At 61.8% G+C, this 24,196-nt stretch carries 20 protein-coding genes, 1 tRNA gene and 3 pseudogenes; 3 read left to right on the top strand and 21 right to left on the bottom strand.

Annotation, left to right across the window (positions count from 1 at the left end):
* Window positions 1–491: 491 nt before the first annotated feature.
* A pseudogene (locus NKK47_RS30415) lies at window positions 492–662 on the top strand (transposase); the annotation flags it as partial.
* 20 nt (window positions 663–682) lie between these two features.
* Window positions 683–898, top strand: a complete 216-nt coding sequence (locus NKK47_RS30410; RefSeq protein ID WP_352579381.1) for a transposase — start codon at window positions 683–685, stop codon at window positions 896–898.
* Between the two features lie 24 nt (window positions 899–922).
* On the opposite strand, the gene NKK47_RS30405 is transcribed toward NKK47_RS30410, so the two are convergent.
* The 21 genes and pseudogenes from NKK47_RS30405 to fdnG form a co-directional block, all read right to left on the bottom strand.
* On the bottom strand, window positions 923–1,714 hold the full coding sequence (locus tag NKK47_RS30405; RefSeq protein WP_023722251.1) for a sugar isomerase domain-containing protein: 792 nt from the start codon (window positions 1,712–1,714) through the stop codon (window positions 923–925).
* 37 nt (window positions 1,715–1,751) lie between these two features.
* Window positions 1,752–2,522: a GntR family transcriptional regulator gene (locus NKK47_RS30400; RefSeq protein ID WP_352579380.1), complete on the bottom strand. Its 771-nt coding sequence runs from the start codon at window positions 2,520–2,522 to the stop codon at window positions 1,752–1,754.
* The gene (locus NKK47_RS30395; RefSeq protein ID WP_502905088.1) at window positions 2,519–2,848 is read right to left on the bottom strand and encodes an ROK family protein; all 330 of its coding nucleotides are present in this window, start codon (window positions 2,846–2,848) and stop codon (window positions 2,519–2,521) included. The genes NKK47_RS30400 and NKK47_RS30395 overlap by 4 nt, the downstream gene beginning before the upstream one ends.
* A gap of 219 nt (window positions 2,849–3,067) precedes the next feature.
* Window positions 3,068–3,304 carry an aspartate/glutamate racemase family protein gene (locus tag NKK47_RS30390; protein ID WP_352579379.1) on the bottom strand — a complete coding sequence of 79 codons (237 nt, stop codon included), beginning with the start codon at window positions 3,302–3,304 and terminating at the stop codon, window positions 3,068–3,070.
* 134 nt (window positions 3,305–3,438) lie between these two features.
* Entirely contained in the window at window positions 3,439–4,671 is a 1,233-nt protein-coding gene (locus tag NKK47_RS30385; protein WP_352579378.1) for a MalY/PatB family protein, read from the bottom strand.
* 62 nt (window positions 4,672–4,733) lie between these two features.
* Entirely contained in the window at window positions 4,734–5,501 is a 768-nt protein-coding gene (locus NKK47_RS30380) for an amino acid ABC transporter ATP-binding protein (RefSeq protein ID WP_352579383.1), read from the bottom strand.
* A 24-nt stretch (window positions 5,502–5,525) separates the two neighbouring features.
* Window positions 5,526–6,665, bottom strand: coding sequence for an amino acid ABC transporter permease (locus tag NKK47_RS30375; protein WP_352579377.1), 1,140 nt, complete (start codon window positions 6,663–6,665; stop codon window positions 5,526–5,528).
* 3 nt (window positions 6,666–6,668) lie between these two features.
* Window positions 6,669–7,796: an amino acid ABC transporter permease gene (locus tag NKK47_RS30370; protein WP_352579376.1), complete on the bottom strand. Its 1,128-nt coding sequence runs from the start codon at window positions 7,794–7,796 to the stop codon at window positions 6,669–6,671.
* A 130-nt stretch (window positions 7,797–7,926) separates the two neighbouring features.
* On the bottom strand, window positions 7,927–8,940 hold the full coding sequence (locus NKK47_RS30365; RefSeq protein WP_352579375.1) for an amino acid ABC transporter substrate-binding protein: 1,014 nt from the start codon (window positions 8,938–8,940) through the stop codon (window positions 7,927–7,929).
* Between the two features lie 196 nt (window positions 8,941–9,136).
* A complete protein-coding gene (locus NKK47_RS30360) occupies window positions 9,137–10,099 on the bottom strand; it encodes a LysR family transcriptional regulator (RefSeq protein WP_352579374.1) in 963 nt (320 codons plus the stop codon).
* Window positions 10,100–10,482: 383 nt separating this feature from the next.
* Window positions 10,483–10,911, bottom strand: a complete 429-nt coding sequence (locus NKK47_RS30355) for an NAD(P)H-dependent oxidoreductase (protein WP_352579373.1) — start codon at window positions 10,909–10,911, stop codon at window positions 10,483–10,485.
* Window positions 10,912–10,983: 72 nt separating this feature from the next.
* Window positions 10,984–11,940: pseudogene (locus NKK47_RS30350) on the bottom strand (aldo/keto reductase); the annotation flags it as partial.
* Between the two features lie 159 nt (window positions 11,941–12,099).
* A complete protein-coding gene (locus NKK47_RS30345; protein ID WP_352579372.1) occupies window positions 12,100–12,555 on the bottom strand; it encodes a hypothetical protein in 456 nt (151 codons plus the stop codon).
* A gap of 15 nt (window positions 12,556–12,570) precedes the next feature.
* A tRNA-Sec gene (locus tag NKK47_RS30340) sits at window positions 12,571–12,666 on the bottom strand.
* Between the two features lie 123 nt (window positions 12,667–12,789).
* A pseudogene (gene selB / locus NKK47_RS30335) lies at window positions 12,790–14,625 on the bottom strand (selenocysteine-specific translation elongation factor); the annotation flags it as partial.
* On the bottom strand, window positions 14,622–15,410 hold the full coding sequence (locus NKK47_RS30330; protein WP_023678709.1) for a tetratricopeptide repeat protein: 789 nt from the start codon (window positions 15,408–15,410) through the stop codon (window positions 14,622–14,624). The pseudogene selB and the gene NKK47_RS30330, both read right to left, overlap by 4 nt.
* Window positions 15,397–16,818, bottom strand: a complete 1,422-nt coding sequence (gene selA, locus NKK47_RS30325; protein ID WP_352579371.1) for an L-seryl-tRNA(Sec) selenium transferase — start codon at window positions 16,816–16,818, stop codon at window positions 15,397–15,399. The genes NKK47_RS30330 and selA overlap by 14 nt, the downstream gene beginning before the upstream one ends.
* Window positions 16,819–16,825: 7 nt before the next feature.
* The gene (gene fdhE, locus NKK47_RS30320; RefSeq protein WP_352579370.1) at window positions 16,826–17,746 is read right to left on the bottom strand and encodes a formate dehydrogenase accessory protein FdhE; all 921 of its coding nucleotides are present in this window, start codon (window positions 17,744–17,746) and stop codon (window positions 16,826–16,828) included.
* Between the two features lie 114 nt (window positions 17,747–17,860).
* Window positions 17,861–18,559 (bottom strand): formate dehydrogenase subunit gamma, encoded by a 699-nt coding sequence (locus NKK47_RS30315; RefSeq protein ID WP_352579369.1) that lies wholly within the window; start codon window positions 18,557–18,559, stop codon window positions 17,861–17,863.
* Window positions 18,546–19,496 carry a formate dehydrogenase subunit beta gene (fdxH, locus tag NKK47_RS30310; protein WP_352579368.1) on the bottom strand — a complete coding sequence of 317 codons (951 nt, stop codon included), beginning with the start codon at window positions 19,494–19,496 and terminating at the stop codon, window positions 18,546–18,548. The genes NKK47_RS30315 and fdxH overlap by 14 nt, the downstream gene beginning before the upstream one ends.
* A gap of 12 nt (window positions 19,497–19,508) precedes the next feature.
* On the bottom strand, window positions 19,509–22,595 hold the full coding sequence (fdnG, locus tag NKK47_RS30305) for a formate dehydrogenase-N subunit alpha (protein WP_352579367.1): 3,087 nt from the start codon (window positions 22,593–22,595) through the stop codon (window positions 19,509–19,511).
* A 479-nt stretch (window positions 22,596–23,074) separates the two neighbouring features.
* On the opposite strand from fdnG, the gene selD reads away from it, so the two are divergent.
* Window positions 23,075–24,151 carry a selenide, water dikinase SelD gene (selD, locus tag NKK47_RS30300; RefSeq protein WP_352579366.1) on the top strand — a complete coding sequence of 359 codons (1,077 nt, stop codon included), beginning with the start codon at window positions 23,075–23,077 and terminating at the stop codon, window positions 24,149–24,151.
* Window positions 24,152–24,196 lie beyond the last annotated feature (45 nt).

Below are 24,196 nucleotides of genomic sequence, written 5' to 3'. Positions count from 1 at the left end.
CCTATGCTTGCGCGAAGGCTCACCGGCTTGCCCTGCTTTACAAGGGCAATGACTTTTCACAAACTGATCTGGCGTAAGGCTTTCCTGGCCTTGCATCGCGGCGCGGGAGCCGATGGGCCCTTTTGCATGCTTTGGCCGAATCGTCGTCTTTCATGGTTAAACGCAATATTACGAGGAACGTTCGCTGCAGCACTGGTTTTCTTCGGCACGATCACCGTCCAGGCACAGCGGCAGACGGCATCTTCTGGGTGCTGCGATCGGGTGCGCCATGCCGCGATCTGCCAGGGGGCGATACGGCCCACGCACCACCTGCTACAATCGCTTCGTTCGATGGCGGAAAGCAGGTGTGTAGGACCGCCTCATGCATGGCATCACCAAAGCCTATGATGCAACGGTGCAGATGATCATACCTCCATTGTTCGCGTCCATCAGCAAGGCGCGACAGCAAAAAGGGGGATCGAGATTATTGTCTCGGTCGTTCCCGAGGCGGGCTGACGACCAAAATCCATGCTCTTGTCGACGCCGAAGGCAGGCCGATCAAGCTGACGCTCACGGCAGGTCAAATGAGTGACATCGCCTACGCAGCGGACTTGATCAAGGATTTGCCCGAGGGTGCCATGCTGCTCGCCGACAACGGCTATGATGCCAACGCCTTGCGCAATGCCGTCACCGAGCAAAAGGCATGGGCCAACATTCCGCCCAAGGCCAACCGCAAGGACCAGATGTGCTTCAGCCCTTCCTCTACAAGGCCCGCAACCTCGTCGAACGCTTCTTCAACAAGGCCAAGCAGTTCCGTCGCATCGCAACTCGATATGACAAGCTGGCAGAAAACTACCTTGCTGCCCTGAAACTCGTCTCAACTCGCATCTGGCTACGCGGTGATGAGTCTACGTCCTAGCGTTTTGCGTGCCCTCCCCGGTTGTCATTCGCCGCGCATGGTCGCCTGGAAGGTCGGCAGGTGCTTCTTCTGTGCCTCGAGCATTTTCTCGCGATAGACGCCATAGATGACGTCGGTGTCGTGCAGTGTGACGCCGGCAATTGTCGGCGAGGCAAAAACCGGCAGTTCGATGCCGCGTTTCGAAAGCGCCTCGGCGGTGCGGGCGATCAGCTCATGCGCCAGGATCATGGCAAGCACGGTCGACGAACCGGAGACCGGCCGGCTCCAGCCCTCGACCGGCACGATGGCATCCTCGATCGGCGAGCAGGTGTCGATGACAAGGTCGGCGGCATCGGCAAGCCGTTTGCCGGAAGAGTGCGTCGCCGGCTTGTCGAGATTGTTCTTGCTAGTTATCGCAACGACGAAGATGCCGCGTTTTTTCGCATAAAGCGCGGTGTCGATGCCGGACGAATTGCGGCCGCTGTGGCCAAAGATGATGATCGAATCGCCTTTGTTCAGCGGCTGGTGGTCGAGGAATTTCTCGGCGTATTTCTCGGTCCGCTCCAGCCACAGAAGTTCGCGCACGCCGCCGGCGCCGAGCACGTTATGCCACATGACACGCGGGTCGGTCAGCGGATTGAAGCCGACATAGCTGCCGTAGCGCGGAAACACTTCCTGGACCGGCAACACCGAGTGGCCCGAGCCGTAAAGATGAACCAACCCGCCGCTCTCGAGCGTGTCGGCAAAGCGGCTGGCCGCCTCGCCAAAGGCTTCGGCATTGGCTTTCGAGGCCTGTTCGATGAGGGCGGCAAGGCGGGGTATGTAAAGATCGGACACGTCGGTACTCCTGTTATGTGTCGGCTTCGGTAATGGCTCAGGTTCTTGCGGTTGGCGCGGCGCGACCGGCACGCAGCGTCGAGCCGATTTCGTAGCGGTCGCCACGCATGACCGAGACGGTGAATTCGAATGGGCCACGCTCGTCGGTGGTGATGCGCTCGACCACGAAAGCGGGGCTCCCCGCAGGCAGATCGAGCAACTCGGCATCCGCCGCCCCGACCGCGCCAACACGGTAGTTTTCGCGTGCCGCGACCGGCACGATACCGAAATGGCCTTCCAGCGCTTCGTAGAGCGAGCCCTGCAACAGGCCGGCGTCGAGAAAGCCGGGCACGCGCGCGGCCGAGAGTTGCGCAGTCTGAATACCGATCGGTTCGTTGTTGCCGAGCCTGAGCCGCCGGATGCGCACCACCGGGTTGCCCTCCTCGATCTCCAGCGCTCCGGCCGCAGCGGCATTGGCGGTGGTCAGGCTGCAGTCGAGCAAGCGCGAGCCGGCGACCACGCCCATATTGCCCATTTCCTGCGTGAAGCTGGTGAGTTCGCGGGTGCCGGCGACCAGCGTGGTGGAGCGCACGAAGGTGCCACGGCCATGTTTGCGCCTGAGCAGTCCGTGCTCCTCAAGATTGCGTAAGGCGTGGCGCAGCGTGATGCGGCTCACCCCGAACAAGGCGCACAATCTGTCTTCGGCCGGAATCTGGTCGCCGGTCGCCCACTCGCCGCTCTTGACGATGGCGCGGATGGCCTCCTCCACCTGATACCAGAGCGGCTCGGGCCTTCGGCGGTCGGGTTGCTGAAAGCTCGCTTGGCTCATCTAATCTGCCTCCACTGTGCTCCGGCGAGACCGGCCAGCGAGGCGCCGACGAGACCGGCGCGGGAGCCGAATTCGCCGGACCGCAGCACGACATCGCGCAGATGCGGCGGCAGCTGACGCCGCAATGCCGCAAGCAGCGGCGGCCCGACCACGTCCAGCGCATCGGCAAGCCCGCCGGAAATCAGGACCGCCTGGGTGTCAAGCAGCGCGACCGCACCCGCCAAGGCAGTGCCCAGCCGGCGCGCCGGCAGCTCCAAGACGTCAAGGGCGGCCGTCTTGCCACCCCGGGCCGCCTCGACCAGCCTGCCGCCATTGGCCAGCCCGATCTGGCGCGCCGCGGCGTCGAACGCCCGCCCGGAAGCGAAGCGCTCCAGCCAGCCGCTGCGGTCCTCGCCTTCATCCTCGATGTCGGCGCAGGCCCAGCCGAATGAGCAGGCGCCGCCACGTGCGCCTGCAACGATGAGGCAAGCACGCGCCGGAAGCGATGGGAGAACCCGTAACGGCGAATGTTGTCTTCAATCAGGGCGCGGAACGCGACAGAGTGGTCACGACACAGAAGCTGTGAGCGACAAGGCTGACGGATGAAGCGAAGCCTTGCCTGTAGCGATGACGGGCTTGGTAGCGATGGCCCTTGCCGCGTCGAGACCCGTATCGTCTAAGCAGGCAATGATATGGGCGTCGACATTGTCCATTTCCGCCGCGACCACCTGCTTGAGCAGGCCCGGTACGGAGAGTGCACCGTCAAATGGCCCTTCGATCGCTTCAGGTCCAGCCGTTGGCATGCATGCCCACTATCTCGTCCCCGGGCCTGCCACCGCCATGGCGGCTGCGACGATCCCCCTGGTCATCGAAGCGGTCGTGTTGGGATTGATGATGGCAATTCGCATTCGGGGCATCCTGGCTTGGTTCCGCTCAGTCACAAGGATACCAGCGCGCTGGACATCCGCTCCAGCCCTCGGCGCAGCAGAGGACGCGGGCAGCCGACATTCAGGCGGATGAAACCTTCGCCGCCAGGCCCATAGACGCGGCCGTCATACAGATTGACCCCGGCCTGATCGACAAAGAACTTCTGAATTCCACCCACTCTACGATCGAGCGCGCACGCGTCCAACCACACCAGAAACGATGCGTCGGGCCGCATGGGCGTAATGCCTGGAAGGTATTCGCCGGCGAAGTCACAAACCAGATCAATGTTGCTGGCGATGTAGGGTGTGAGTTGATCGAGCCAGGGCGCGCCGGTGCTGTAGGCAACCTCCAGGGCCAGGCGGCCGAAAAAGTTTGCATTCACCATGAATGAGGCCTGCATCGCGGCAAGAAGCTGCTCGCGGCGCTTTTTGCTCGCCACCGCAATGGTTGCCGAAGGCACCCCGGCGAGGTTGAAAGTCTTCGTCGGAGCGGTGCAGACGAACGACTTCTCCGCGGCATCGTCCGAGATGGAGGAGAAGACGATGTGCGGGCGGTCCGACAACCTTATGTCGCAGTGAATGTCGTCGGATATGACCAAAATCCCATGGCGCTCACAAATGTCGTTCAGCGCCGCCAATTCTTCTCGTGTCCAGGCCATTCCGGCAGGGTTGTGAGGATTGCACAGCAGGAACACCTTGGCGCCGCCGGCCGCCAGTTTCTCGAAGTCTTCCAGATCGAGCTCATACCTGTTGTTCTGCAGCCTCAGCTGGTTCGTGAGCAGAGCCCGCCCGTTTCCCTGGACCACTTCGAAATAGGGCGAGTACACGGGCGGCTGCACAATGACGCCGTCACCGGGCTTCGTGAAGGTTCGCAATATCGCAGCCACAGACGGCATGATCGCCGGCGCGGGAAGCAGGGTCTCCAGTTTCGGTGACCAATTGTGCCGGCGTGTGAACCACGATTGCACGATCTCATAGTGGCGCGGATCGCGTCGTGTGTAGCCGTAGATGCCATGGTCCGCGGCCTCGCGCAGCCGCGCGATGACGGTTTCCGGGGCACGGAAATCCATATCCGCCGTCCATAGGGACAGCAGGTCCTGGCCTTCGACCTGAGGAGAGAACTCGTCCCACTGGTTGGCCCATTTCACGGATCCGAATTGCTGGCGGTCGTGGATTTGGTCGAAATCTATTCTCGGAATATTTCGTTGCCCAACTGCCGATGCGGGCGTGTCTGCACAAGCCATGTGATAATCACCTGAAAAAATCTATTGCCACGGCCACGGCCGCTTTGCCTCTGCGGACGGCCCTACTTGAGGATTTGCGCCAGAAACTGCCGCGCCCGTTCCGACCTAGAGTTGGTGAAGAACTGATGGGGCGTGTTGGTCTCGACGATCTTCCCGCGGTCCATGAACACCACGCGATCGGCCACCTCCCGCGCGAAGCCCATCTCATGCGTCACGCACAGCATCGTCATGCCCTCGCTGGCGAGCGACACCATGGTGTCCAGCACTTCCTTGACCATCTCCGGATCGAGGGCAGAGGTTGGCTCGTCGAAGAGCACGATCTTTGGGTTCATGCAGAGAGCCCGGGCTATCGCGGCGCGTTGCTGCTGGCCGCCTGACAGCTGCCCTGGGTAGCTGTCCGCCTTCTCCGCAATTTTGACTCGCTCCAGATAGTGGCGCGCCAATTCCTCGGCCGCCATCCGCGGCATGTTTCTCACCCACACCGGCGCAAGGGTGCAATTCTCAAGCACCGTAAGATGGGGAAACAGATTGAAGTGCTGGAAAACCATCCCGACGTTGCTGCGAACTTCGTCGATCTTGCGCAGATCCCCGGTTACCGCTTTGCCGTCGACGATGATCTCGCCCGACTGATGCTCCTCGAGATGGTTGACGCACCGGATCATCGTCGATTTGCCCGACCCCGAGGGGCCGCAGATCACAATGCGCTGCCCCTGTGGCACCGACAGGTTGATGTTCCTGAGCGCATGGTATGAACCGAACCATTTGTTGACGTTACGCAGTTCAATGGCCATCGCCTTGTTGAAGGGCTGTCCCTTCGTCGATGCGTACATTGCTTGTGGCATCATCGTCCCGTCCTAAGATTTGTGGCCGCGCGCCAATTGGCGCTCCATCGATTGCGAGTAACGGGACATGCCGAAGCAAAAGCCCCAGTAGACCAGTCCCGCAAAGAGGTAGCCGGTTGATGAGATCGTCGGGCCTGCCCAGTTCGGATCGACGCGCGCCGTTTCGACGGCCCTCAGGAAATCCGCGATGCCGACGATGGCGACCAGAGTCGTGTCTTTGAACAGACCGATGAAGGTGGAGACGATGCTCGGTATGACGATCGTCAACGCCTGGGGGAGGACGATCAGGCGCATTATGTCGAAGTAGCTGATCCCAAGCGCCTTCGCCGCCTCGTATTGGCCCTTCGGGATCGCCTGAAGGCCGGCCCTCACAACTTCGGCCATATAGGCGGACGAGAACAGCGCTATCGCCATGAGCGGGCGCAGGAGACGATCAGGCGTCAGATAGTCCGGGACGAAGAGCGGCATCATGAAGTTCGCCATGAACAATACCGTGATAAACGGCACCCCCCGGACGACTTCGATGAATGTGACGCAAACCGCCTTGACGAAAGGGAGTTCGGACCTGCGTCCAAGCGCCAGGATAACCCCGATCGGAAGCGAGAAGACGATGCCCACAATCGACATCAGCAGCGTGATCAGGAGACCGCCCCAGAGCGTCGTATCGATGACAGACAAATGGAGCCAGGCGACCCCGCGCACGAGAACGAACGCAGCAACGGGGTAGACAAGGAAGAATAGCAACGCCGCCACTTTGCGCCGCGGAGCCTTCGTCCACAGGAGCCAAACGATCAGGATGGCGCCGATCGCCTGCGTGAGGTCCACGCGCCACCGCTCGGAAACCGGGTACGCGCCGTATCGCAGGTAGTCGAACTTCTCGGCAATGAAAGGCCAGCAAGCTCCTTGGCTGTTCGTGCGGCAAGCTTCGCGGCCGCCGCTCCATACCGCGTCGAAGATCGCAAAGCTCAGAAAGTGATGCAGCAGCCACACGGCGAGGAGGATAAAGCATATTGTCAGGGCGCCTGAAGAAGGCGTCGAAAACAGATTCTTTTTCATCCAGGTCACTGGACCCGGCCAAACGTCAGCGGGGGGCGCCATCGCTGGTATGAGCGCGCTGCTGACAACTGGCGAATGCATGGACTGATCGCTCATGCGTCACCTCTCGACGATCGCAAAATGTCGGTTACACGCGTTCATGGCCAACGACGTGGCAAGGGAGATAACGAGATAGACGGACAAGGTGATCGCCATGACCTGGACGGCGGCGCCGGTCTGGTTGAGTACCGTCCCGGCAAAGATCTGAACGAGGTCGGGATAGCCGATGAACACCGCAAGCGACGAGTTCTTGATGAGATTGAGATACTGGCTCGTCAAAGGCGGGATGATAATACGCAGCGCCTGCGGAACAACGACAAGGCGAAGCGTCTTGCCCGGCGCCAGCCCCAGCGCATAGGCCGCCTCGGTCTGGCCCTTTGGCACTGCCTGGATGCCACCTCGGACGATCTCGGCAATGTATGATCCGGTGTAGACCGACAGAGCGATCAGGAGAGCGGCAAACTCTGGATAGAGCTGATGCCCGCCTTGAAAATTGAAGCCGCGCAGCTGCGGCGCGACAAACGAGACCGGCTCGCCAGCCACCAGGAACACGATCAGCGGAAATCCTATCAAGGTCGCCAGACTGACCAAAAGCACCGGCAACTGCTTGCCTGTCCGTCTCTGGACGCTCCTGGCGCGAAACCAGAATGCAACACAGCAGGAAATGGCCGCCACGAATGCCAGACCCACCAGCCCCGCTCCCGGATGCAACTGGATCTCCGGAATGATGAGACCGCGATTGTTTAGGTAGATGCCGCCGGGGATGGCGATGGACGCCTTCGGGGAAGGCAACGGCTTGAGGACGGCGTTGTACCAGAACAGCAGCTGCAGCAATAACGGGACATTGCGCACAAGCTCGACATAGGCGGTCGCCACCTTCGAAACGATCCAGTTCGGCGAGAGGCGGGCAACGCCGATGACGAAGCCAAGCAAGGTGGCCAGCAAGATTGCGAGGAAGCTGACGTAGAGGGTATTGACCACTCCCACCCAGAACGCCTGACCGTAGGTGGATAGTGCATCGTACGGTATCAGGGTTTGATTGATGTCGAAGCCGGCAGCCTCACCCCAAAAATCGAATGAGAGCGGAATCCCCCGGACCCGCATATTCGATGCGGTCTGCATGCCGATGCCCAGGGCCAAAGCCAACAGGCAACCTGCGAGCAAGAGCTGGTAGAAAACGCCGCGCACTTTCGTATCGTGCAGCGATAGGCTCCTGCGCGAGGGCGCTGGAAGCGACAAATCGGACATGGCGTGTTCCTATTGGGATCTGTGCAAGGCGCTGGCGGTAACGCGCCAGCGCCTTGCAACCATGCTTTGCCTAGCGAATCGGCGGAGCGTACTGAACGCCGCCTTTGTTCCAGAGCGCGTTCATGCCGCGTTCCATTTTCAGCGGTGAATCCTTGCCGATGTTGCGATCGAAGACTTCACCATAGTTGCCAACCTGCTTGATCACCTCGACCGGCCAGTTGTCGGCGAGCCCGATGTCTTTGCCTATGGTACCTTCAACGCCGAGCAAACGGCGGATGCTGGGATTATCCGACGATTTCATCGCATCGACGTTTTTGGAGGTGACCCCGTATTCTTCGGAGGCCACCATGACGTAAAGCGTCCACTTCGCCACATTGAACCACTGGTCGTCTCCCTGCCGCACTGCCGGGCCAAGCGGCTCCTTGGAGATCAGTTCGGGAAGAACGATGCTGTCGTCCGGCTTGGCCATGCGAAGCCGCGATGCGTTCAAGGTAGAGGTGTCCGCCGACAGGACGTCACAACGCCCCTCCTCGTAAGCCTTCACGACAGCTTCCTCGTCGGCGAAACCAACCGTGGTGTACTTGATCGACTGCGAGCGAAAATAGTCGGCAAGGTTCAACTCGGTCGTGGTGCCCTGGGTGACGCAAATCGATGCGCCCTCGAGCCCCTTGGCTGATGTGATGTTGTCCGCCTTGCGCACCATAAATCCCTGACCGTCATAGAAGTACGTCCCCGCAAAAAGTATGCCGAGAGACGTATCGCGCGACGATGTCCATGTTGCGTTGTGTGCAAGAATGTCGATCTCCCCCGACTGCAAGGCGGTGAAGCGATCTTTTGGCGTCAATGGGATGAACTTAACCTTTTGCGCATCCCCGAGCACGGCAGCGGCCACGGCGCGACAATAGTCGACCACAAATCCGGTCCATTTGCCTTCATTGTCGGGAAGGCTGAAGCCCGCCGTCGCCGAGTTCGTGCCGCATGTGAGCACTCCATTCTTTTTGACATTGTCGAGGGTTGCGGACCACGCCGAGGAGGCAGTGCACACGATAGCGAGGGCAAGAAAGCCCTTGAACATCGATCTCATTTCGGTATTCCCCTGTTTTTGTTGAAGGGAATGTGGCCTCAAGTATGACTATTCGTCAAATTGACTGTTCTCATTGCGAAAATGAGCGTCATTCATAATTGAGGAGGCACTCGCTCTCGGGTGAAAGGGAGCTTGAGTGCTGATCGGGCTAGTTTGCTTGGGGCGGGCTAATCGAATGAGCAACGGCGCGCGCGACCTATGGTGCAGCCAACCCCGGTGCTCCGACGGTTGACCCTTGGTCTCTCTCGGTCCGCGACTCGTTGTAGATGCTCATGATTATTTCCCGGAGCCATTTGGTACCCGGGTCATTCGCCATCTGGCGGTGAACAATGAGCCAGGCATTCACATTCGATACGGGAAGGGGCGGCGGGACCAACGTCACCTCACTCCTCTCGTCCAGCATTTGCAGGATTGCATCGCCGCAATGAGTAATCAGTTCAGTGCCGCGAAGCGCCCAGGGCAGCACCAGATAATTCGAGATGGTCGCAACGACATTGCGCCGGAGACCATGCTGCTTGAGGGCGGCATCCGCGAGGCCTTCTGCCAGACCATCTGCGGAAATCTGCAGGTGAGAACTGGCCAAATATGTTTCCAGTGTCATTGCGTTCCTGGCGATCTTGCTTCCGCTCCACACCGCGCAAAACAATCGATCCTGGCCAAGCTCCACCTTCAAGAGACCTGGGTCGTCGCCTATTGCCGCTCCCGTCAGTGCACAGTCGACTTGTCTCAAATAGACCGATGAACCGATTTCGGGTCCGTTTGCGGGAATGACGTTCAGCGTCGCGCCAGGCGCTTGCCTCGAAAATTCTCGAATGAGCCCTGGGATGAATATCATGGCGTGATAGTCAGTGAGTCCCACGCGAAAGTTGCGTCGCGTCGTTGCTGGATTGAAGATCTGATGCCGGTCGATCGACGCGCGGATCGTAGCCAGCGCAGCAGAAATATCTGACAGCAACTCCACTGCCCGAGGGGTTGGTCGCATTTCGCCCCCGTCTCTCGTGAACAATTCGTCCTGCAATAAATACCGAAGTTTTGATAGGGAATGACTTACAGCTGATTGTGTTCTTCCCAATTCGGCAGCTGCGCGCGTTACGTTCCTTTCACGCATCATCACGTCGAACACTCTCAGCAAATTGAGATCGATATCATCGAAACTCATGAGACCTCCCCCTTTTTCATCATGCCTCGCCCGCATGCTAACATCGCTTCCAACGCGCGAACGATGCCATGGCGAACAAATGCGACCCTTCGACCTGCAGGGTCAACGTTCCCTATTGGGAAATCAATACGTTAGCGGAGGGTTCGCCAACCCATTTCCTTCGCATTCTCTCGTATGGTCTGGCGAACCTAAGGACCAGGGACGTCTACGACTCGCTGCCCCTTAGGCTGAGGCCAGACTGACCTGTTGGCGCTTCGGCTGCCGTGCCGAAACCAGGGTGGCGAACTGGTCCACCGCCTGCCCGGCCCGCGCCAGAACCTGCGGGTCCGTGAGCTTCCCGTCGGAAAAGTCGCTGTCACTGCCATAGACGGCGCTCGGCACCGTCAGGGCGGAGTAAAAGCCAACAGCGGGCGAAGCTGATGCTCGACCACCAGCGCGTGGCGCTGGCCACCACCCGTCGCGCCGATCAGGACCGGCCGGTCGACGAGCGCCGGTGGATCGATGAGGTCGAACAGATGCTTGAACAGGCCAGCATAGGAGCCGTTGTAGACCGGCGTCGTGACGATCAGCGCGTCGGCCTGTTCGACCGCGGTTACCACATTCAGCGCCTCCGGCGTCAATTCCTTTCGAGTAAACGCAGCACCCAGACCACGGCCGGCATCGACAAGATCGAGGAAATTTACCGTGACAGACAATCTTTCGCGCAGCGCCTCGCCGAGATGATGCGCCAGCGTCCGCGACTTCGACGGCCTGTGGGTGTTGCCCGAAAGCACGACGATGTTCTGGCGCAGCCGTTCGACGTGGAAATTCATGGGCTCTCTCATCTGTCCAAAGCAATTGGAAACGCGGGCGGGGCGCCGGCCCCGCCATTTCGTCGGCGACCGTCAGGCGGCGCGCAGAGGCCGTGTCAGCGGGATCGGCACGGCCGGCTCCGAACGCGGCACGCGGCCTTCGACCGGATGGCTCGGATCATTGAACCCATGCGTTGAGGCATGACCGGCAGTGACGAGGCGGTCGACAAAGGCCTCGTCCTCGGCGCTCAGCCTGAAGTCCAATGCCTTCGCATAGCTGTCCCACTGTTCCTCGGTGCGCGGGCCGGCGATCGCCGCCGTGATCAGCCGGTTGTTCAACACCCAGGCCAGCGCGAAATCGGCGGCCGAGACGCCGCGTGACTTTGCGTGCGCCGCGATCTGCCTGGCGATCTCGATCGATTCAGGGCGCCACTCGGTCTCGGCGATGCGCTTGTCGCCACGGCCGGCCCGCGTGTCGGCGGCAGGCGCCTGGTTCGGCTCGTATTTGCCGGTCAGCACGCCGCGCGCCAGCGGGCTGTAGGAGACGACGCCAAGCCCGTAATAGGCGGCCGCCGGCAGCTGTTCGGCCTCGGCGGTGCGGTTGACGATGTTATAGAGCGGCTGGCTGGCCACCGGCCAGTCGATGCCGAGTTCATCGGCCAGATGCGCGACTTCGGCGATGCGCCACCCACGAAAGTTGGACACGCCGAAATAGCGCAGCTTGCCCTGGCGAATCAGGTCGGCGATCGCCCGCACCGGCTCCTCCAGCGGCGCATCGAAGACGGCGCGGTGGAAGTAGAACAGGTCGATATAGTCTGTTCCCAGGCGCCGCAGGCTGTTCTCGACCGTCTGGATCACCCATTTGCGCGAATGGCCGCCGAGATTAGGCCCCTTGTCATGCGAGTTGACGAACTTGGTCGCCACGACCCAATGATCGCGCGTCGCCTTGATGCCGCGACCGACGACTTCCTCGGACTTGCCGTTGTGGTAGACGTCGGCGGTGTCAATGAAGTTGATGCCTTGCTCGCGCGCCTTGTCGATGATGCGATATGGCTCCTATGTCATGGGAGTGAACGGCTTCCGGCGTCCGCCCCCAAAGCAGCTGCTTGCGGCGGTGACCGAGGCGCCGGTTACCGCATCGTGTCGTCGGTAATAAAGCGACGTTGCGCTCTCTGCTTTCACATCCGGGTATGCCGAAAAGTCCGGCGGTCAAAAGTCGACCAGCGGCGTGTCCACGATCTGGTGCTCGAATAGCAACCAGAACGACGATCCCCGGGATTCGGAGTACCAATGCTCAAAAATCGCAAGGGCCTCGCCGATATTGGTGGCGGGTTCGTCCTCGGGCAGCTTCGCAGCCTGGAACAACGCAAGCGCAACGGGGCCAAAATGCGTGATCGCTTCCGTGCGCGCCTCGCTGTCCGCATTCCAGCCGAGCCGCAAGCGCAGGACGGCCAAAGCGCTGGCCACGGCGATCTCCTCACTTTCGGCTGAGGCCACGGCGTCCGAGATCGCCTGCATGAGGTTGAGCCGCCTGAAGGCGAAAGCGCGCTCCTGTTCCAGAACCGCGATCTGATTGGCCGCTTGTCGCCTGAAGCTTGCCTCGGTTGTCCTGGCGGTCTCAGCCGTCGTTTTCAGGTCATTCAGAAAGGAAGCCGTCGGGTTCATCTTGGCTCACTAGGATGGCGGAAGAGAGTGGGAGTCGAACCCACCAGAGACCGACTCGCGGCCCCTCCCGGATTTGAAGTCCGGACGCCCCACCGGGGACGATGCTCCTCCAGAAATTTGCGCCATCGGCGGCTCACCCTCGCCTGTCAGGCGGAACAGGTCCAGCCTGCGCCTGTTCAGACGGCGCAAGTCTCCCCGCCGCAGCGTCACGCCGTGCCGATCGAGAAATTCGAGGATATGGATGGCGACCTTGCGTCCGCTGCCCACGCGATCGCGAAATTGAGCAGCGGTGAACTGCTCTGTGGGCATCGACGCAGCGAGGTCGCGCGCGATCTCCACGATCTGCGCCAACGCCTCGCGCTGGAAGAAGTGGTCATGAGCGACCTCATGGACCTTTCCCATGCGGCCGGCAAGCTTCAGAAGCCGCCGGATTTCTGTCTCCGGCACGGCCAGCACCTCGGCAATATCCCACACTCTCGGCGGATGGAACCGTTCGGGTCCGCCGATGAGAGGCTGGATCTGCAGCCAGAAAGTTTCATCCTTTGCCGCCAGGTGCGCCTCATGACCGGGCAGCCGCACCCAGGCGCCGTCCAAGGCAACTTCTCCAGCGTGCGAAAGGCTCCGCAGAACTGCCGTGAAAGCGGGCGCCGGCAGACGTGGATCAAGCCCAATACGCAGTCTCTCCATTCCTACGCCCGGCAAATCCGGATTGTCGGCATGGAAGGTCTCCAGGGTCGCGGTCAAGTCGCGCTTGAATCGCAACCAGCGCTCCGGCGACAGCACGAGGAGCATTTCTCCGACGGCAAAACGGACAAGCCCGAGTTGATCGATCAGGCCTTCCGTCTCGCAGTCACTAAGCGCCCTGTCGCGGGCGAAAGCCTTCAGGTCGAAATAGTGGGGCGGCGCATCAAGGAGTGCGGCGGCGGCCAGTTCGGGCGCCAATAGCGCATGGGCATCGAGTTGGACCAGCCGTTCCGGCGCGCGGCGTTTGCGGCTGGGCGCCCGCAGATCGAGAAAATGTCCGCCGCCGATGGTTCGCTGCGCGGAGGTGTCGCGCACCACGTAAACGTCGCCGGCAGCGGCCGCGATCGGACTGTCCAGCACCAATTGAACATTGGCCGTGCCGCCAGGCCCGATCGGTTCGTCTCCGAGGAGTACAATGCGTGCGCCGACCTCCGTCGCGGCATGGTGGAGCCGCACCGGAAACCATTGGCCGATCGGCTTGCGTTCACCCGGCAGAACGCGAAGGCTTGCATCGATCCGGTCCGACGGCGCGTGAAGCTTCGGATCGACAATTACGTCGCCGCGCCGGATCGCCTCCTTGAAAACCCTTTCGCCGGTCAGATTGAGCGCGCAACGGTCTCCCGCCCGACCACGTTCAGTCGGCCGGTTCTGGGCGTGGATCGATCGAACCCGCGCAAGCAATCCCGACGGGCTTACGACCACGTTGTCCCCAATACCGAGAGAACCCGAAAGCACGGTGCCCGTCACGACGGTGCCCACGCCGCGCAGCGTGAAAGAGCGGTCCACCGCTAATCGAAAACGGCCCGAAACTGCACGCCGGGCAAGATGCGACGCCTCCTCGAACAAGAGATACCTGAGTTCATCGATACCTTCGCCTGTAACGACCGAGACGGGAATCAGGTGGGCCTCGGCAAGCATCGTCCCGGCAAGCACCGAGCGAATATCGCTCGCCACCGCGGTGCGGCGCTCGGGACCGGCCAGATCGCATTTCGTGAGCAGGACGGCGCCGCGCTTGACACCGAGCAGATCGACGATGGCGAGATGCTCCCGGGTTTGCGGCATGAGGCCGTCGTCGGCGGCCACCACGAGCAACACGAAGTCGATGCCGCTGGCGCCGGCGAGCATCGTGTGTACGAAACGCTCGTGCCCGGGAACATCGACGAAACCGATGCTATCCCCACCCGGCACCGGCAAATAGGCGAAGCCGAGATCGATGGTCATGCCGCGTGTCTTTTCCTCCTGCAAACGATCGGTGTTTATACCGGTCAGCGCATGCACCAGCGCAGTTTTGCCATGATCGACATGTCCCGCCGTGCCGACGATCATGATGCGGTCTCCGGCAACGGCGCGGCGGCGCGACGCTCGGCCTCGGCGGCATCGCCCGCGCTCAATTCGGCCCGCACCGCAGCCAGATAGCGGCGGGCAAGGGCGCTGCCGCCTGCCTCGGCACGCAGGAGCCAAACCAGCGCCTCGACCGCGTCAGCCGGCACGCCCGTACCAAGATGGCAGGCGGCGCCGAGCATTGCCTGCCCTTCGGCGTCTCCTCGCATGGCAGCACGGCGCCACCAGCGGACAGCCTCGTCCGGATCGCGCGGCACGCCGAGCGCATTGTGATAAAGCATGCCGATCCGGGTCATAGCGGATGCGATGCCCTGATCGGCCGCGGCAAGCGCCCAGCGTCGCGCCTCGCCGGCATCGGGAGCCATCACTTCGCCCTCCAGCAGCATCCAGCTCAGCATATCCTGCGCCGGTCCGTCGCCAGTTTCCGCTGCAGCCCGATAGAGCTCGGCCGCCCGGCGAAAGTCCTGCTGAACGCCTTCGCCGCGGAAATAGAGCGACGCCAGGTTCCTTTGCCCGACAGGATCTCCTGCCTCGGCGGCGAGCGCCAGCCAGCGAAAGGCCATATCCGCATCACGCTCGACGCCGAGCCCTTCGGCGAAGCAGGCGCCGATATTGTTCTGAGCGCGGGCAACGCCCTGGTGGGCCAGCGGCTCCCATATGGAGAGAGCCACGGCATGATCGCCTCGCCGCGCGGCTTCGAGGGCCTCGGTCATGCGTGCGGCCACAGGCGTCTCGGCTGGGCGGCGCGCAAGGCGGTCAAGCCAGCGCATCGGTTCCTCCCAGATTTAAGCCGGCTAGATGGGCGATGAAGTTCGCCTCGTCTTCCAGGCAGCGGAAATCGAGCACGAGCGCCTGGTTTTCGATGCGCCCGATCACGGGGACGCCCAGCCCACGCAGCGCAGCCGCAAGCGCTTCGAGCGCCCGGCCGCTCCCTGAGCGCGGCTTGAGAGCAAGCCCGGCGCTTGGCACAGTTTCGAGCGGCAGCGCGCCGGATCCGACTTGGCTCCGGCACTCCACCGTGTCGACCGCAAAGGCTTCGCCCACGGCGTCAGCAACCAGGGGAGCAAGGCGCTTTGCCTGCGCTACAATCTCCCTCACCGAGCGCGAGAGCAGCCTTAGCGTCGGCAGGCGCTCGGCCAGGCGGTCGGGGTCGCGGTAGAGCTTCAACGTCGCCTCGAGCGCGGCCAGACGAAGCTTGTCGACCCTGAGCGCCCGCTTCATCGGGTTGCGGCTGATCGCTGCGAGCAGGTCCTTGCGGCCGACGATGAACCCCGCCTGCGGGCCGCCAAGCAGCTTGTCGCCGGAGAATGTGACGAGATCGGCGCCGTCGGCGACCGCCTCGCGCACGGTCGGCTCGCGCCCAAGGCCGTAGCGGGCTAGATCGACCAGCGTGCCCGAGCCGAGATCATGGACCAGCGGTACCCCATGCGCCTTGGCGATTGAAGCGAGCTCGGGTGCCCGGATCTCGGCCGTGAATCCTTCGACCCGGTAGTTCGACGTGTGCACCTTGAGGATGAGCCCGGTCTCCGGGCCGATCGCCGCGACATAGTCTTTGCGATGCGTGCGGTTAGTGGTGCCGACCTCGACAAGCCTGGCGCCGGCGCGCGTCATGATCTCGGGCATCCGGAAAGAGCCGCCGATCTCGATCAACTCGCCTCGCGAAACGATCGCTTCGCGACCGAGCGCCAGCGTGTTGAGCACGAGAAGGACGGCAGCCGCGTTGTTGTTGACGACGGTTGCATCCTCGGCTCCGGTCAGCTCGCAAACGAGCGATCGAAGATGATCGTCCCGTTCGCCGCGCTCGCCTTTCTCGACATCGAATTCGAGAGCCACCGCTTCGCGCATCGCCAGCCGAACAGCCTCGACCGCCTCTTTCGCGAGGAGGGCTCGTCCGAGATTGGTATGCAGCACCGTTCCGGTCAGGTTGAAAACGGGGCGCAGGGAAGAGCGTTCGCCGTCCCTGAGCTGCACGAGCGCGTGGCCGGCAAGATCGTTTGCCTCCGGCACGACGGCTCCGGCATTGCGGGAGGCCATTCGTGCATCGGCGACGGCTCGGCGAATGGCCTCCGTCGCGGCCTGCCGTCCGAAGCACTCGATTGCGGCCGCCGCCAGCGGGGTCCTCAGCACTTGGTCGACCGACGGAAGATTGCGCAAAGGGTTTGCGGATGAAGCGGTCATCGTATCCTCAATAGCCAACAAGGAACGGATTGAACGATCCGCGGCGATGGCCGCCCTCGCGGACGAGCAGGTCGAGGCCGAGCGTCGCCACGTCGTCGGCGACCGGATCGAGAGCCGGATCCTTGTGCTGGTACAGGATCTTTACATAGCAGCCGCATGCATCGCAGGTCTCGGCCTTGACCGTGCCAGGGCCTCCCTCGATTTCCTGATAGCCTATCCCCTTGGTCGAGCCGCACAGCGTACATTTGACACGGACGTGGTTCCACAATGTTCCACACAGCGCGCAGACGCAGAACCGCGCCCCGTGTGCGCCGTGCCAACCGACGATGATCGAGGATACGGGCGGCCCACCGCAGGCCGGACAGGCGCCGTCGGCAACCGGAACCAGCTTCGAGCTGTCGAGACATGCCGCGAGGCGGGCAAAGTGAACCTGCAGCGCGGCCGCGACATAGACATGCTCGGCAAGCGCGTTCATTGGGATCGCATCGGTGAGCACATTGCGCACCATGGAGTCGACCCCGGACGCATCGATATTCGCCAGCCTGTCCAAGGCGGCTGCGGCCGCCTTGGGTTTTTCGATCGTGGCTGCCACTTCGAACAGGCGGCCGAGCGTCATTCCAAGGGCGGCATCCGAAGTGAATTGGCCGCGATCGAGCGGCGGCATACCGAAGGTTCGTGCGCGCTCGCGCGCCTCCGCGGTCGGCAATTCGATCTCCGGCAAGCCGTCCTGGATGCGGTGCTGCGCATCCGTCAGTGCAGAGAGGAAGCGGAGATAGGGGCCGAGCTGGTGGTCATCCGCCAACACATCCAATCGCTCGGAGCGGCGAATGAACAAGGTCCGCGGATCAGGCAGGCGCGCAAAGGATGGGGCCGAGACCTCGCCGATTACAGTCGGGTCAGGGCGTGACGGATCTTGTTGCTTTGGCATTTCAACCTCACGAACCTCACGGGCCACGTGGTCGGCTTGATACTGCTCCAGAGCAATTCCACGAAAAGTGTATAACGGTTTTCCGTCCGGAATTGCGTAAAAACAAATACCCGCTCATTCGGCGGGATTCGATCCCGAACGTCCGTCCGGTTTGCCTGCGATCAGTTCACGCAGCCATTTGCGATGATGCCGCCAAGCCCAGCCGCCGGTCACCCGTCCGCGCGTCATCGCGGGAATGGTGCCGCGTACCCAGATGGCCGAATAGAAATGGATAATCCAGACACCGATGATCGCCACGGCAGCGATCGAATGAACAAGCAGCGCCACCCGCTGCTGACCGACCGTGGTGTAAGCGGCGAAATATTGTTGCCAGATGACGATGCCGCTCGAAATCAGGATGACGATGAGGATCGACATTGACCAGAAGACGAGCTTCTGGCCGGCATTGTACTTGCCGACTTCGGGGACGTTGTCCTCGTGATTGGACAGTACGTCACGGAAACGGGCGAGCCACGTTCCGTCCTCGGGCCTCCACAAATTGGCCTTCCAGAACCGAAGGAAAAGCCCAAGGAAGCTGAAGAAGAGCAAGACGCCGATCCATGGATGAATGAAGCGCGTGAACTGGCCGCCGCCAAACAGCCCCGACAGGAAGAACAGGCTCGGGTGAAATATGGCAAGGCCGGACAAGGCGAGCAGGATCAGGCTGGCCGCCGTGATCCAATGGTTGATCCGCGCGCCCACCGTGTAGCGGTCCACGATGACTGGCTTGCCGGGATGTACCTGCTCGTTCGGCTTCACGTCATACGCGGCCATCGTTGTCGCCTTCCGTCAGCTCTTCGGCATGCTCCTCATCCGTCTCGGAGACCCTGTTCGGTCCCATGACCAGATGGTGAAGCAGGCCGACGCCGGCCGCCACGCCGAGAATGGTGAGGCCGGCATATTTGGTCACGCCCTTCCACGCCTCCACGAGCGGACTGATCTTCGGCTCCTTCGGCAGACCCGAATAGAGCTCCGGCTGGTCGGCATGGTGCAGCACATACATCACATGCGTCCCTCCGACGCCGGGCGGATCGTAGAGGCCGGCATTCGAATAGCCGCGCGATTTCAGGTCCTTGATGCGGCCGTCGGCGTGCTGTTTCATCTCGTCTTTCGTGCCGAACACGATCGCCTGGGTCGGGCAGGCCTTGGCGCAGGCTGGTCCCTGGCCGACAGCCACGCGGTCGGAGCAGAGCGTGCATTTGTAGGCCGTGTGATCGACTTTGGAGATGCGCGGAATGTTGAACGGGCAACCCTTGATGCAATAGCCGCAGCCGATGCAGTTCTCATGGACGAAATCGACGATGCCGTTCGAATACTGCACTATGGCGCCTGGTGCCGGACAAGCCTTGAGGCAGCCCGGGTCAGCGCAGTGCATACAGCCATCCTTGCGGATCAGCCATTCGAGTTCGTTCGTTTCGGGATTGTCCCATTCGCTGTAGCGCATCAGCGTGAACATGTCCGGCGTGAGATCGGCAGGATTCTCATAGACGCCGGCATTGAAGCCGATCTCCGGATGCGTGTCATTCCACTCGATGCAGGCCGTCTGGCATGCCTTGCAGCCGATGCATTTCGAAACATCGATGAGCTTGGCGACTTCCGTCAATTGCTGCTCGGGCGCGGGAACCGTCGAGGCAGAGCGGCGGATGAGGTCCTTGTCGGAAAAACGCGGTGCGGTATCCGTCGTCGAAGGATTTGGAAGTGGAGGAAACATCGCTTACTCCTCCTACGCTACCGGCCCGGCGATGGGCTCGATGTTGACAAGGAACGCCTTGTATTCCGGCGTCTCGATGTTGGCGTCGCCGACAAAGGGGGTGAGCATGTTCGGGCCAAAGCCTTTCTTCGCCGCTCCCGTGAAGCCCCAGTGCAGCGGTATTCCGACGATGTGGACGGTCTTGCCATCGCAGGTGAGCGGCCTGATCCGCTTGGTCACCATGGCCTTCGCCACAACGGAACCGCGCTTCGACCAGACGCGCACCCAGCCGCCTTTGGTGATGCCCTTCTCGGCCGCAAGCTGTTCCGAAATTTCCACGAAAAACTCCGGCTGCATCACCGCATTGGTGATGACGTGCTTGGTCCAGAAGTGGAAATGCTCGGTCAGTCGGTAGGAGGTCGCCGCGTAGGGGAACTCCTGCGAAGCCGATTCGGCGAACTGGGCCATATCGCCTTCGAACACCCGCGCTGCGGGGTTGCCGCGAACTTTGGGAGCTATCGGGTTCGCGATGGGCGACTCGAATGGCTCGTAATGCGCCGGGAATGGTCCGTCGCGCATCATGCCCCGGGTAAAGAGGCGCGAGACGCCTTCCGGATTCATGATGAACGGGCCTACTTGATCGGGCTTTGCCGTTGGCAAGATGTCGGGGACATCGTAGCCCGACCATTTCGTGCCGTCCCATTCAATCACCTTGCGGCTTGGATCCCAAGCCTTTCCGGTGAGGTCAGCCGACGCCCTGTTGTAGAGAATTCGGCGGTTGGCAGGCCATGAGAACGCCCATTTGGAATAGGCGCCGGTTTCGTCAGGATCGGTGGTGTCCCGCCTGGCCATGTTGTTGCCGTTTTCGTTGAAGCAGCCGGAATAGATCCAGCAGCCGCAGGAGGTGGAGCCGTCGTCGCGCAGCGCGGCGAAGCCCGGCAAGAGCTTTCCGGCCTCGGCCAGCACCTTTGTCGGGTCGGCCGTGTCGGTTACCCTGGCGAGCGCCCTACCATTGATCTCCTGGGCAAGCTCCTCGGCCGTCGGATCGCCGGGATCGGCATAAGGCCAGTTGAGCTTGACGATCGGCTCGGCGAAGGCGCCGCCTTCCTTGGTGTAGAGCTCCTTCAGGCGCAGATAGAGCTGCGCCATAATCCAGGTATCGCGTTTGGCCTCGCCGGGGGGCGTGCCGCCGGCCCAATGCCACTGCAGCCAGCGCCCCGAATTGACCAGCGAGCCGTCGTCCTCGGCGAAGCAGGTGGAGGGAAGCTGGTAGACTTCCGTCTGAATCTGCGACGGATCGACATCGTTGTACGGCCCGTGGTTCTCCCAGAACCGGCCCGTCTCCGTGTCCAACGGATCCATGATGACGAGGTATTTGAGCTTCGAGAGGGACTCGATCACCTTCTTCTTGTTGGGAGCTGCCTGTAGCGGGTTGAAGCCCTGGCAGAAATAGCCGTTCATCTTGCCCTGGTGCATCAGCTCGAAAGCCCGCAGCAGATCGTAGCCCGGCAGGTCGAGCTTCGGCAGGTAGTCGTAGGCGAAGCCGTTCTCCGGCGTTGCCGCGTTGCCCCACATTGACTTCTGGAAGCTTACGAAGAACTTCCTGTAGTTCTGCCAGTAGCTCATCTGGTTCGGCCGGAGCGGCTTGAAGCCTCGGGTCGACATGTAGGCTGCCAGATCGACCTCCTTCTCGGTCGGCAGCGTCAGATAACCAGGCAGCAGGTTCGACATCAGCCCGAGGTCGGTCAGCCCCTGGATGTTGGAGTGACCGCGAAGCGCGTTCATGCCGCCGCCGCGTATACCGATATTGCCGAGAACAAGCTGCAGCATCGCCATGGCGCGGATGTTCTGCGAGCCCTTCGAGTGCTGGGTCCAGCCGAGCGCGTACATCGAGGTCATCGCCTTGGTCGGAGACGATGTCTCGGCGACCATCGCGGCCACCTTCAGGAACCGGTCCTTGGGTGTGCCGCAGATGCGCTCGACCATCTCCGGCGCGTAGACCGCGACATGCTTCTTGAGCAGATTCCAGACGCAGCGGGGATTGGCCAATGTCGCGTCGACAACGGCAAAGCCGTCCGTGCCTATGTCATAGTCCCAACTGGACTTGTCATAGTCTCGCTTCGTCTCGTTATAGCCGGCGAAGAGGCCGTCCTGATAGGTGAAGCCCTCCTTGACGACATACGTCGCGTTGGTGAAGGCCTTCAGATAGTCCCATTGCACGTTATCGTTCTGGATGCAGTAGTTGATCAGCCCGAGCAGGAAGGCGATGTCCGTTCCCTGGCGGATCGGCGCGTAAAGATCCGACACCGAAGCCGAGCGCGTAAAGCGCGGGTCGACGACGATGAGCTTGGCGCCGCGGTTGGCCTTCGCCTCTGTGACCCATTTGAAGCCGCAAGGATGCGCTTCCGCGGCATTGCCGCCCATGATGACGACGAGATCCGTGTTCTTGATGTCGGTCCAGGAATTGGTCATTGCGCCGCGGCCGAATGTTGGGGCGAGACTCGCCACCGTCGGGCCGTGTCAGACACGTGCCTGGTTGTCGAACACCAGCATGCCCGCGCTGCGGACCACCTTGTAGGTCGCGAACGCGGTTTCATTGGTCGAAGCCGAGGCGGCGAGGAAGCCGGTGGTGATCCACCGGTTGACCGTCACGCCGTCATTGTTCGTCGCGACGAAGTTCTTGTCGCGATCGTCCTTCATCAGACGGGCGATGCGGCCGAGTGCGTCTTCCCAGCTTATCGGCTCGAACTTGTCCGAGCCCGGTTTGCGGATCATCGGATGTTGCAGACGGGTCGGCGACTTGACAAATCCGAGCAGGGCCGACCCTTTGGGGCACAAGGTGCCGCGATTGGTCGGATGATCAGTGTCACCCTCGATATGGGTGATCTCGGCCGGCTCGCCCTTTCTGAGATCGCCCTTCGAATACAAGATTATGCCGCAAGCCACCGAGCAGTATGGACAGGTGTTGCGTGTTTCGGTGGTGTTCGCGAGCTTGAAGGGCCGTATAGCCGCCGCGTGTGCGGCCTCGCTATCGCCGAAGCCGAGGGCTCCAAGCGTAGTACCGGCGAGACCCGCGCCTGCTGTTTGCAGGAACGCGCGTCGAGAAAGATCGATGTTCATGGGTTTCTCCCGAAGCCGATGCCCCACAAGGCAACTCGAACCAACGGTTCAATCCGACTAACTAGTCTCGGACCAAATAAAATCAATGCCAAAGAACGAGGTGCGTACGGTGCAGCAAAAGTGCCCCTCCGAACCGCCTTCCTGCAACAGGCTTGTGCCCGCAAATCGGCTTTGTGTATTATTGTTGAATATTCTTGTCATCTTTTCGTGACCGCGACTGCGATTGACGAAAACGAACGCATTACCATACTGTAGAGCGTGGCGATGAAACAGCTCCCGCGGGTCGGGGCGCCTTTCGATCGATACCCAATGACGGCGATGCCTCGCACGCCGGATACGGTGCTTGCCTTTCCTAACTTAATGAAATCCGCCGAGAGCAAGCGTGCTCCAAACGCGCCGTGCGTTGGCGCGATCGTATTTTCCATTCCGGTTGACCTTGATCCCCACTAAAGCGTGCCAGCAGAGGAGGCTCGACGACTATGGCAATTGCCCTCTCGCCCGAAATAACGGATGCGCCCGTTGTGCGCCTGACCAGCCTCGCCCATGGCGGCGGTTGCGGCTGTAAGCTGGCACCGTCAGTGCTGCAGCAGCTTCTCGCTAATCCGGCGGCTGCCAGTCCCTATCATCAGCTTCTCGTCGGCACGGAGACCGGCGACGATGCGGCAGTCTGGCAACTCGACGGCGCGACTTGCGTCATCGCGACCACCGACTTCTTCATGCCTATGGTAGATGACCCCTACGATTTCGGCCGGATTGCCGCAACCAACGCCCTGTCCGATATCTATGCGATGGGTGGCCGGCCGATCATGGCGCTGGCGATCCTCGGGATGCCTCTCGACAAGATCCCGATGCTCATGGTCCGCGAAATCCTGAAAGGTGGCGAAGCTGTCTGCGCCGACGCCGGAATCCCGGTTGCAGGTGGCCACTCGATCGACTCGCCGGAGCCGATTTATGGCCTCGCAGTCATCGGCACATGCCGACCCGGAGATATCCGACGCAATTCTGACACCAGGCCGGGTGACGCCTTGATCCTGACGAAAGGGCTCGGCGTCGGCATCTACTCCGCCGCCATCAAAAAGCAGGCGCTTTCCGAGAGCGGCTATCGCGAAATGATCGCCTCCACCACCCTTCTCAACCGGATCGGATCGGAGCTGGCGCAGGACGCGAGCGTCCACGCCGTCACCGACGTGACCGGATTTGGCTTGCTCGGACATGCCCTCGAGATGGCACGCGGTTCCGGGTGCACGCTGATAATTTGCAACCACGACGTGCCGCTCTTTTCCGAAGCTGCCTCGCTCGCGGTCGACGGCCACGTTACCGGCGCATCGCGGCGCAACTGGGCGAGCTATGGCGACGCGGTAAGCTTACCTCCCGGCATGCCCGAGTGGCGACGCCATCTTCTCACGGATCCACAGACTTCGGGCGGATTGCTGGTTGCTTGCGAGACCGACCGCGCAGCGGCGCTCGTCGAGAGGATCGTCGCGGACGGCTATCCTTTGGCTCGCATCATCGGCCATGCCAGGCCCGGCGCGCCGACAATAGTAGTAGAGGCCTGAACGGCCGCTCCGCTTCCCCGCCAGATGACGGGGCGCGCCCTCCAG

Source organism: Mesorhizobium sp. M0019, from assembly GCF_040323975.1.
In the GTDB taxonomy this organism is placed as follows: Bacteria; Pseudomonadota; Alphaproteobacteria; order Rhizobiales; family Rhizobiaceae; genus Mesorhizobium.
The sequence above is the reverse complement of the archived record's forward strand: the minus strand, read 5'-3'. Positions and strand labels throughout refer to the sequence as shown.

What these genes read in the sequence shown, in the direction of transcription:
- NKK47_RS30410 (WP_352579381.1), top strand. Translation starts at nt 683, where the DNA reads ATGGGCCAACATTCCGCCCAAGGCCAACCGCAAGGACCAGATGTGCTT.
- NKK47_RS30400 (WP_352579380.1), bottom strand. Translation starts at nt 2,522, where the DNA reads ATGAGCCAAGCGAGCTTTCAGCAACCCGACCGCCGAAGGCCCGAGCCG.
- NKK47_RS30390 (WP_352579379.1), bottom strand. Translation starts at nt 3,304, where the DNA reads ATGCCAACGGCTGGACCTGAAGCGATCGAAGGGCCATTTGACGGTGCA.
- NKK47_RS30385 (WP_352579378.1), bottom strand. Translation starts at nt 4,671, where the DNA reads ATGGCTTGTGCAGACACGCCCGCATCGGCAGTTGGGCAACGAAATATT.
- NKK47_RS30380 (WP_352579383.1), bottom strand. Translation starts at nt 5,501, where the DNA reads ATGTACGCATCGACGAAGGGACAGCCCTTCAACAAGGCGATGGCCATT.
- NKK47_RS30375 (WP_352579377.1), bottom strand. Translation starts at nt 6,665, where the DNA reads ATGAGCGATCAGTCCATGCATTCGCCAGTTGTCAGCAGCGCGCTCATA.
- NKK47_RS30365 (WP_352579375.1), bottom strand. Translation starts at nt 8,940, where the DNA reads ATGAGATCGATGTTCAAGGGCTTTCTTGCCCTCGCTATCGTGTGCACT.
- NKK47_RS30360 (WP_352579374.1), bottom strand. Translation starts at nt 10,099, where the DNA reads ATGAGTTTCGATGATATCGATCTCAATTTGCTGAGAGTGTTCGACGTG.
- NKK47_RS30355 (WP_352579373.1), bottom strand. Translation starts at nt 10,911, where the DNA reads ATGAATTTCCACGTCGAACGGCTGCGCCAGAACATCGTCGTGCTTTCG.
- NKK47_RS30345 (WP_352579372.1), bottom strand. Translation starts at nt 12,555, where the DNA reads ATGAACCCGACGGCTTCCTTTCTGAATGACCTGAAAACGACGGCTGAG.
- NKK47_RS30330 (WP_023678709.1), bottom strand. Translation starts at nt 15,410, where the DNA reads ATGCGCTGGCTTGACCGCCTTGCGCGCCGCCCAGCCGAGACGCCTGTG.
- selA (WP_352579371.1), bottom strand. Translation starts at nt 16,818, where the DNA reads ATGACCGCTTCATCCGCAAACCCTTTGCGCAATCTTCCGTCGGTCGAC.
- fdhE (WP_352579370.1), bottom strand. Translation starts at nt 17,746, where the DNA reads ATGCCAAAGCAACAAGATCCGTCACGCCCTGACCCGACTGTAATCGGC.
- NKK47_RS30315 (WP_352579369.1), bottom strand. Translation starts at nt 18,559, where the DNA reads ATGGCCGCGTATGACGTGAAGCCGAACGAGCAGGTACATCCCGGCAAG.
- fdxH (WP_352579368.1), bottom strand. Translation starts at nt 19,496, where the DNA reads ATGTTTCCTCCACTTCCAAATCCTTCGACGACGGATACCGCACCGCGT.
- selD (WP_352579366.1), top strand. Translation starts at nt 23,075, where the DNA reads ATGGCAATTGCCCTCTCGCCCGAAATAACGGATGCGCCCGTTGTGCGC.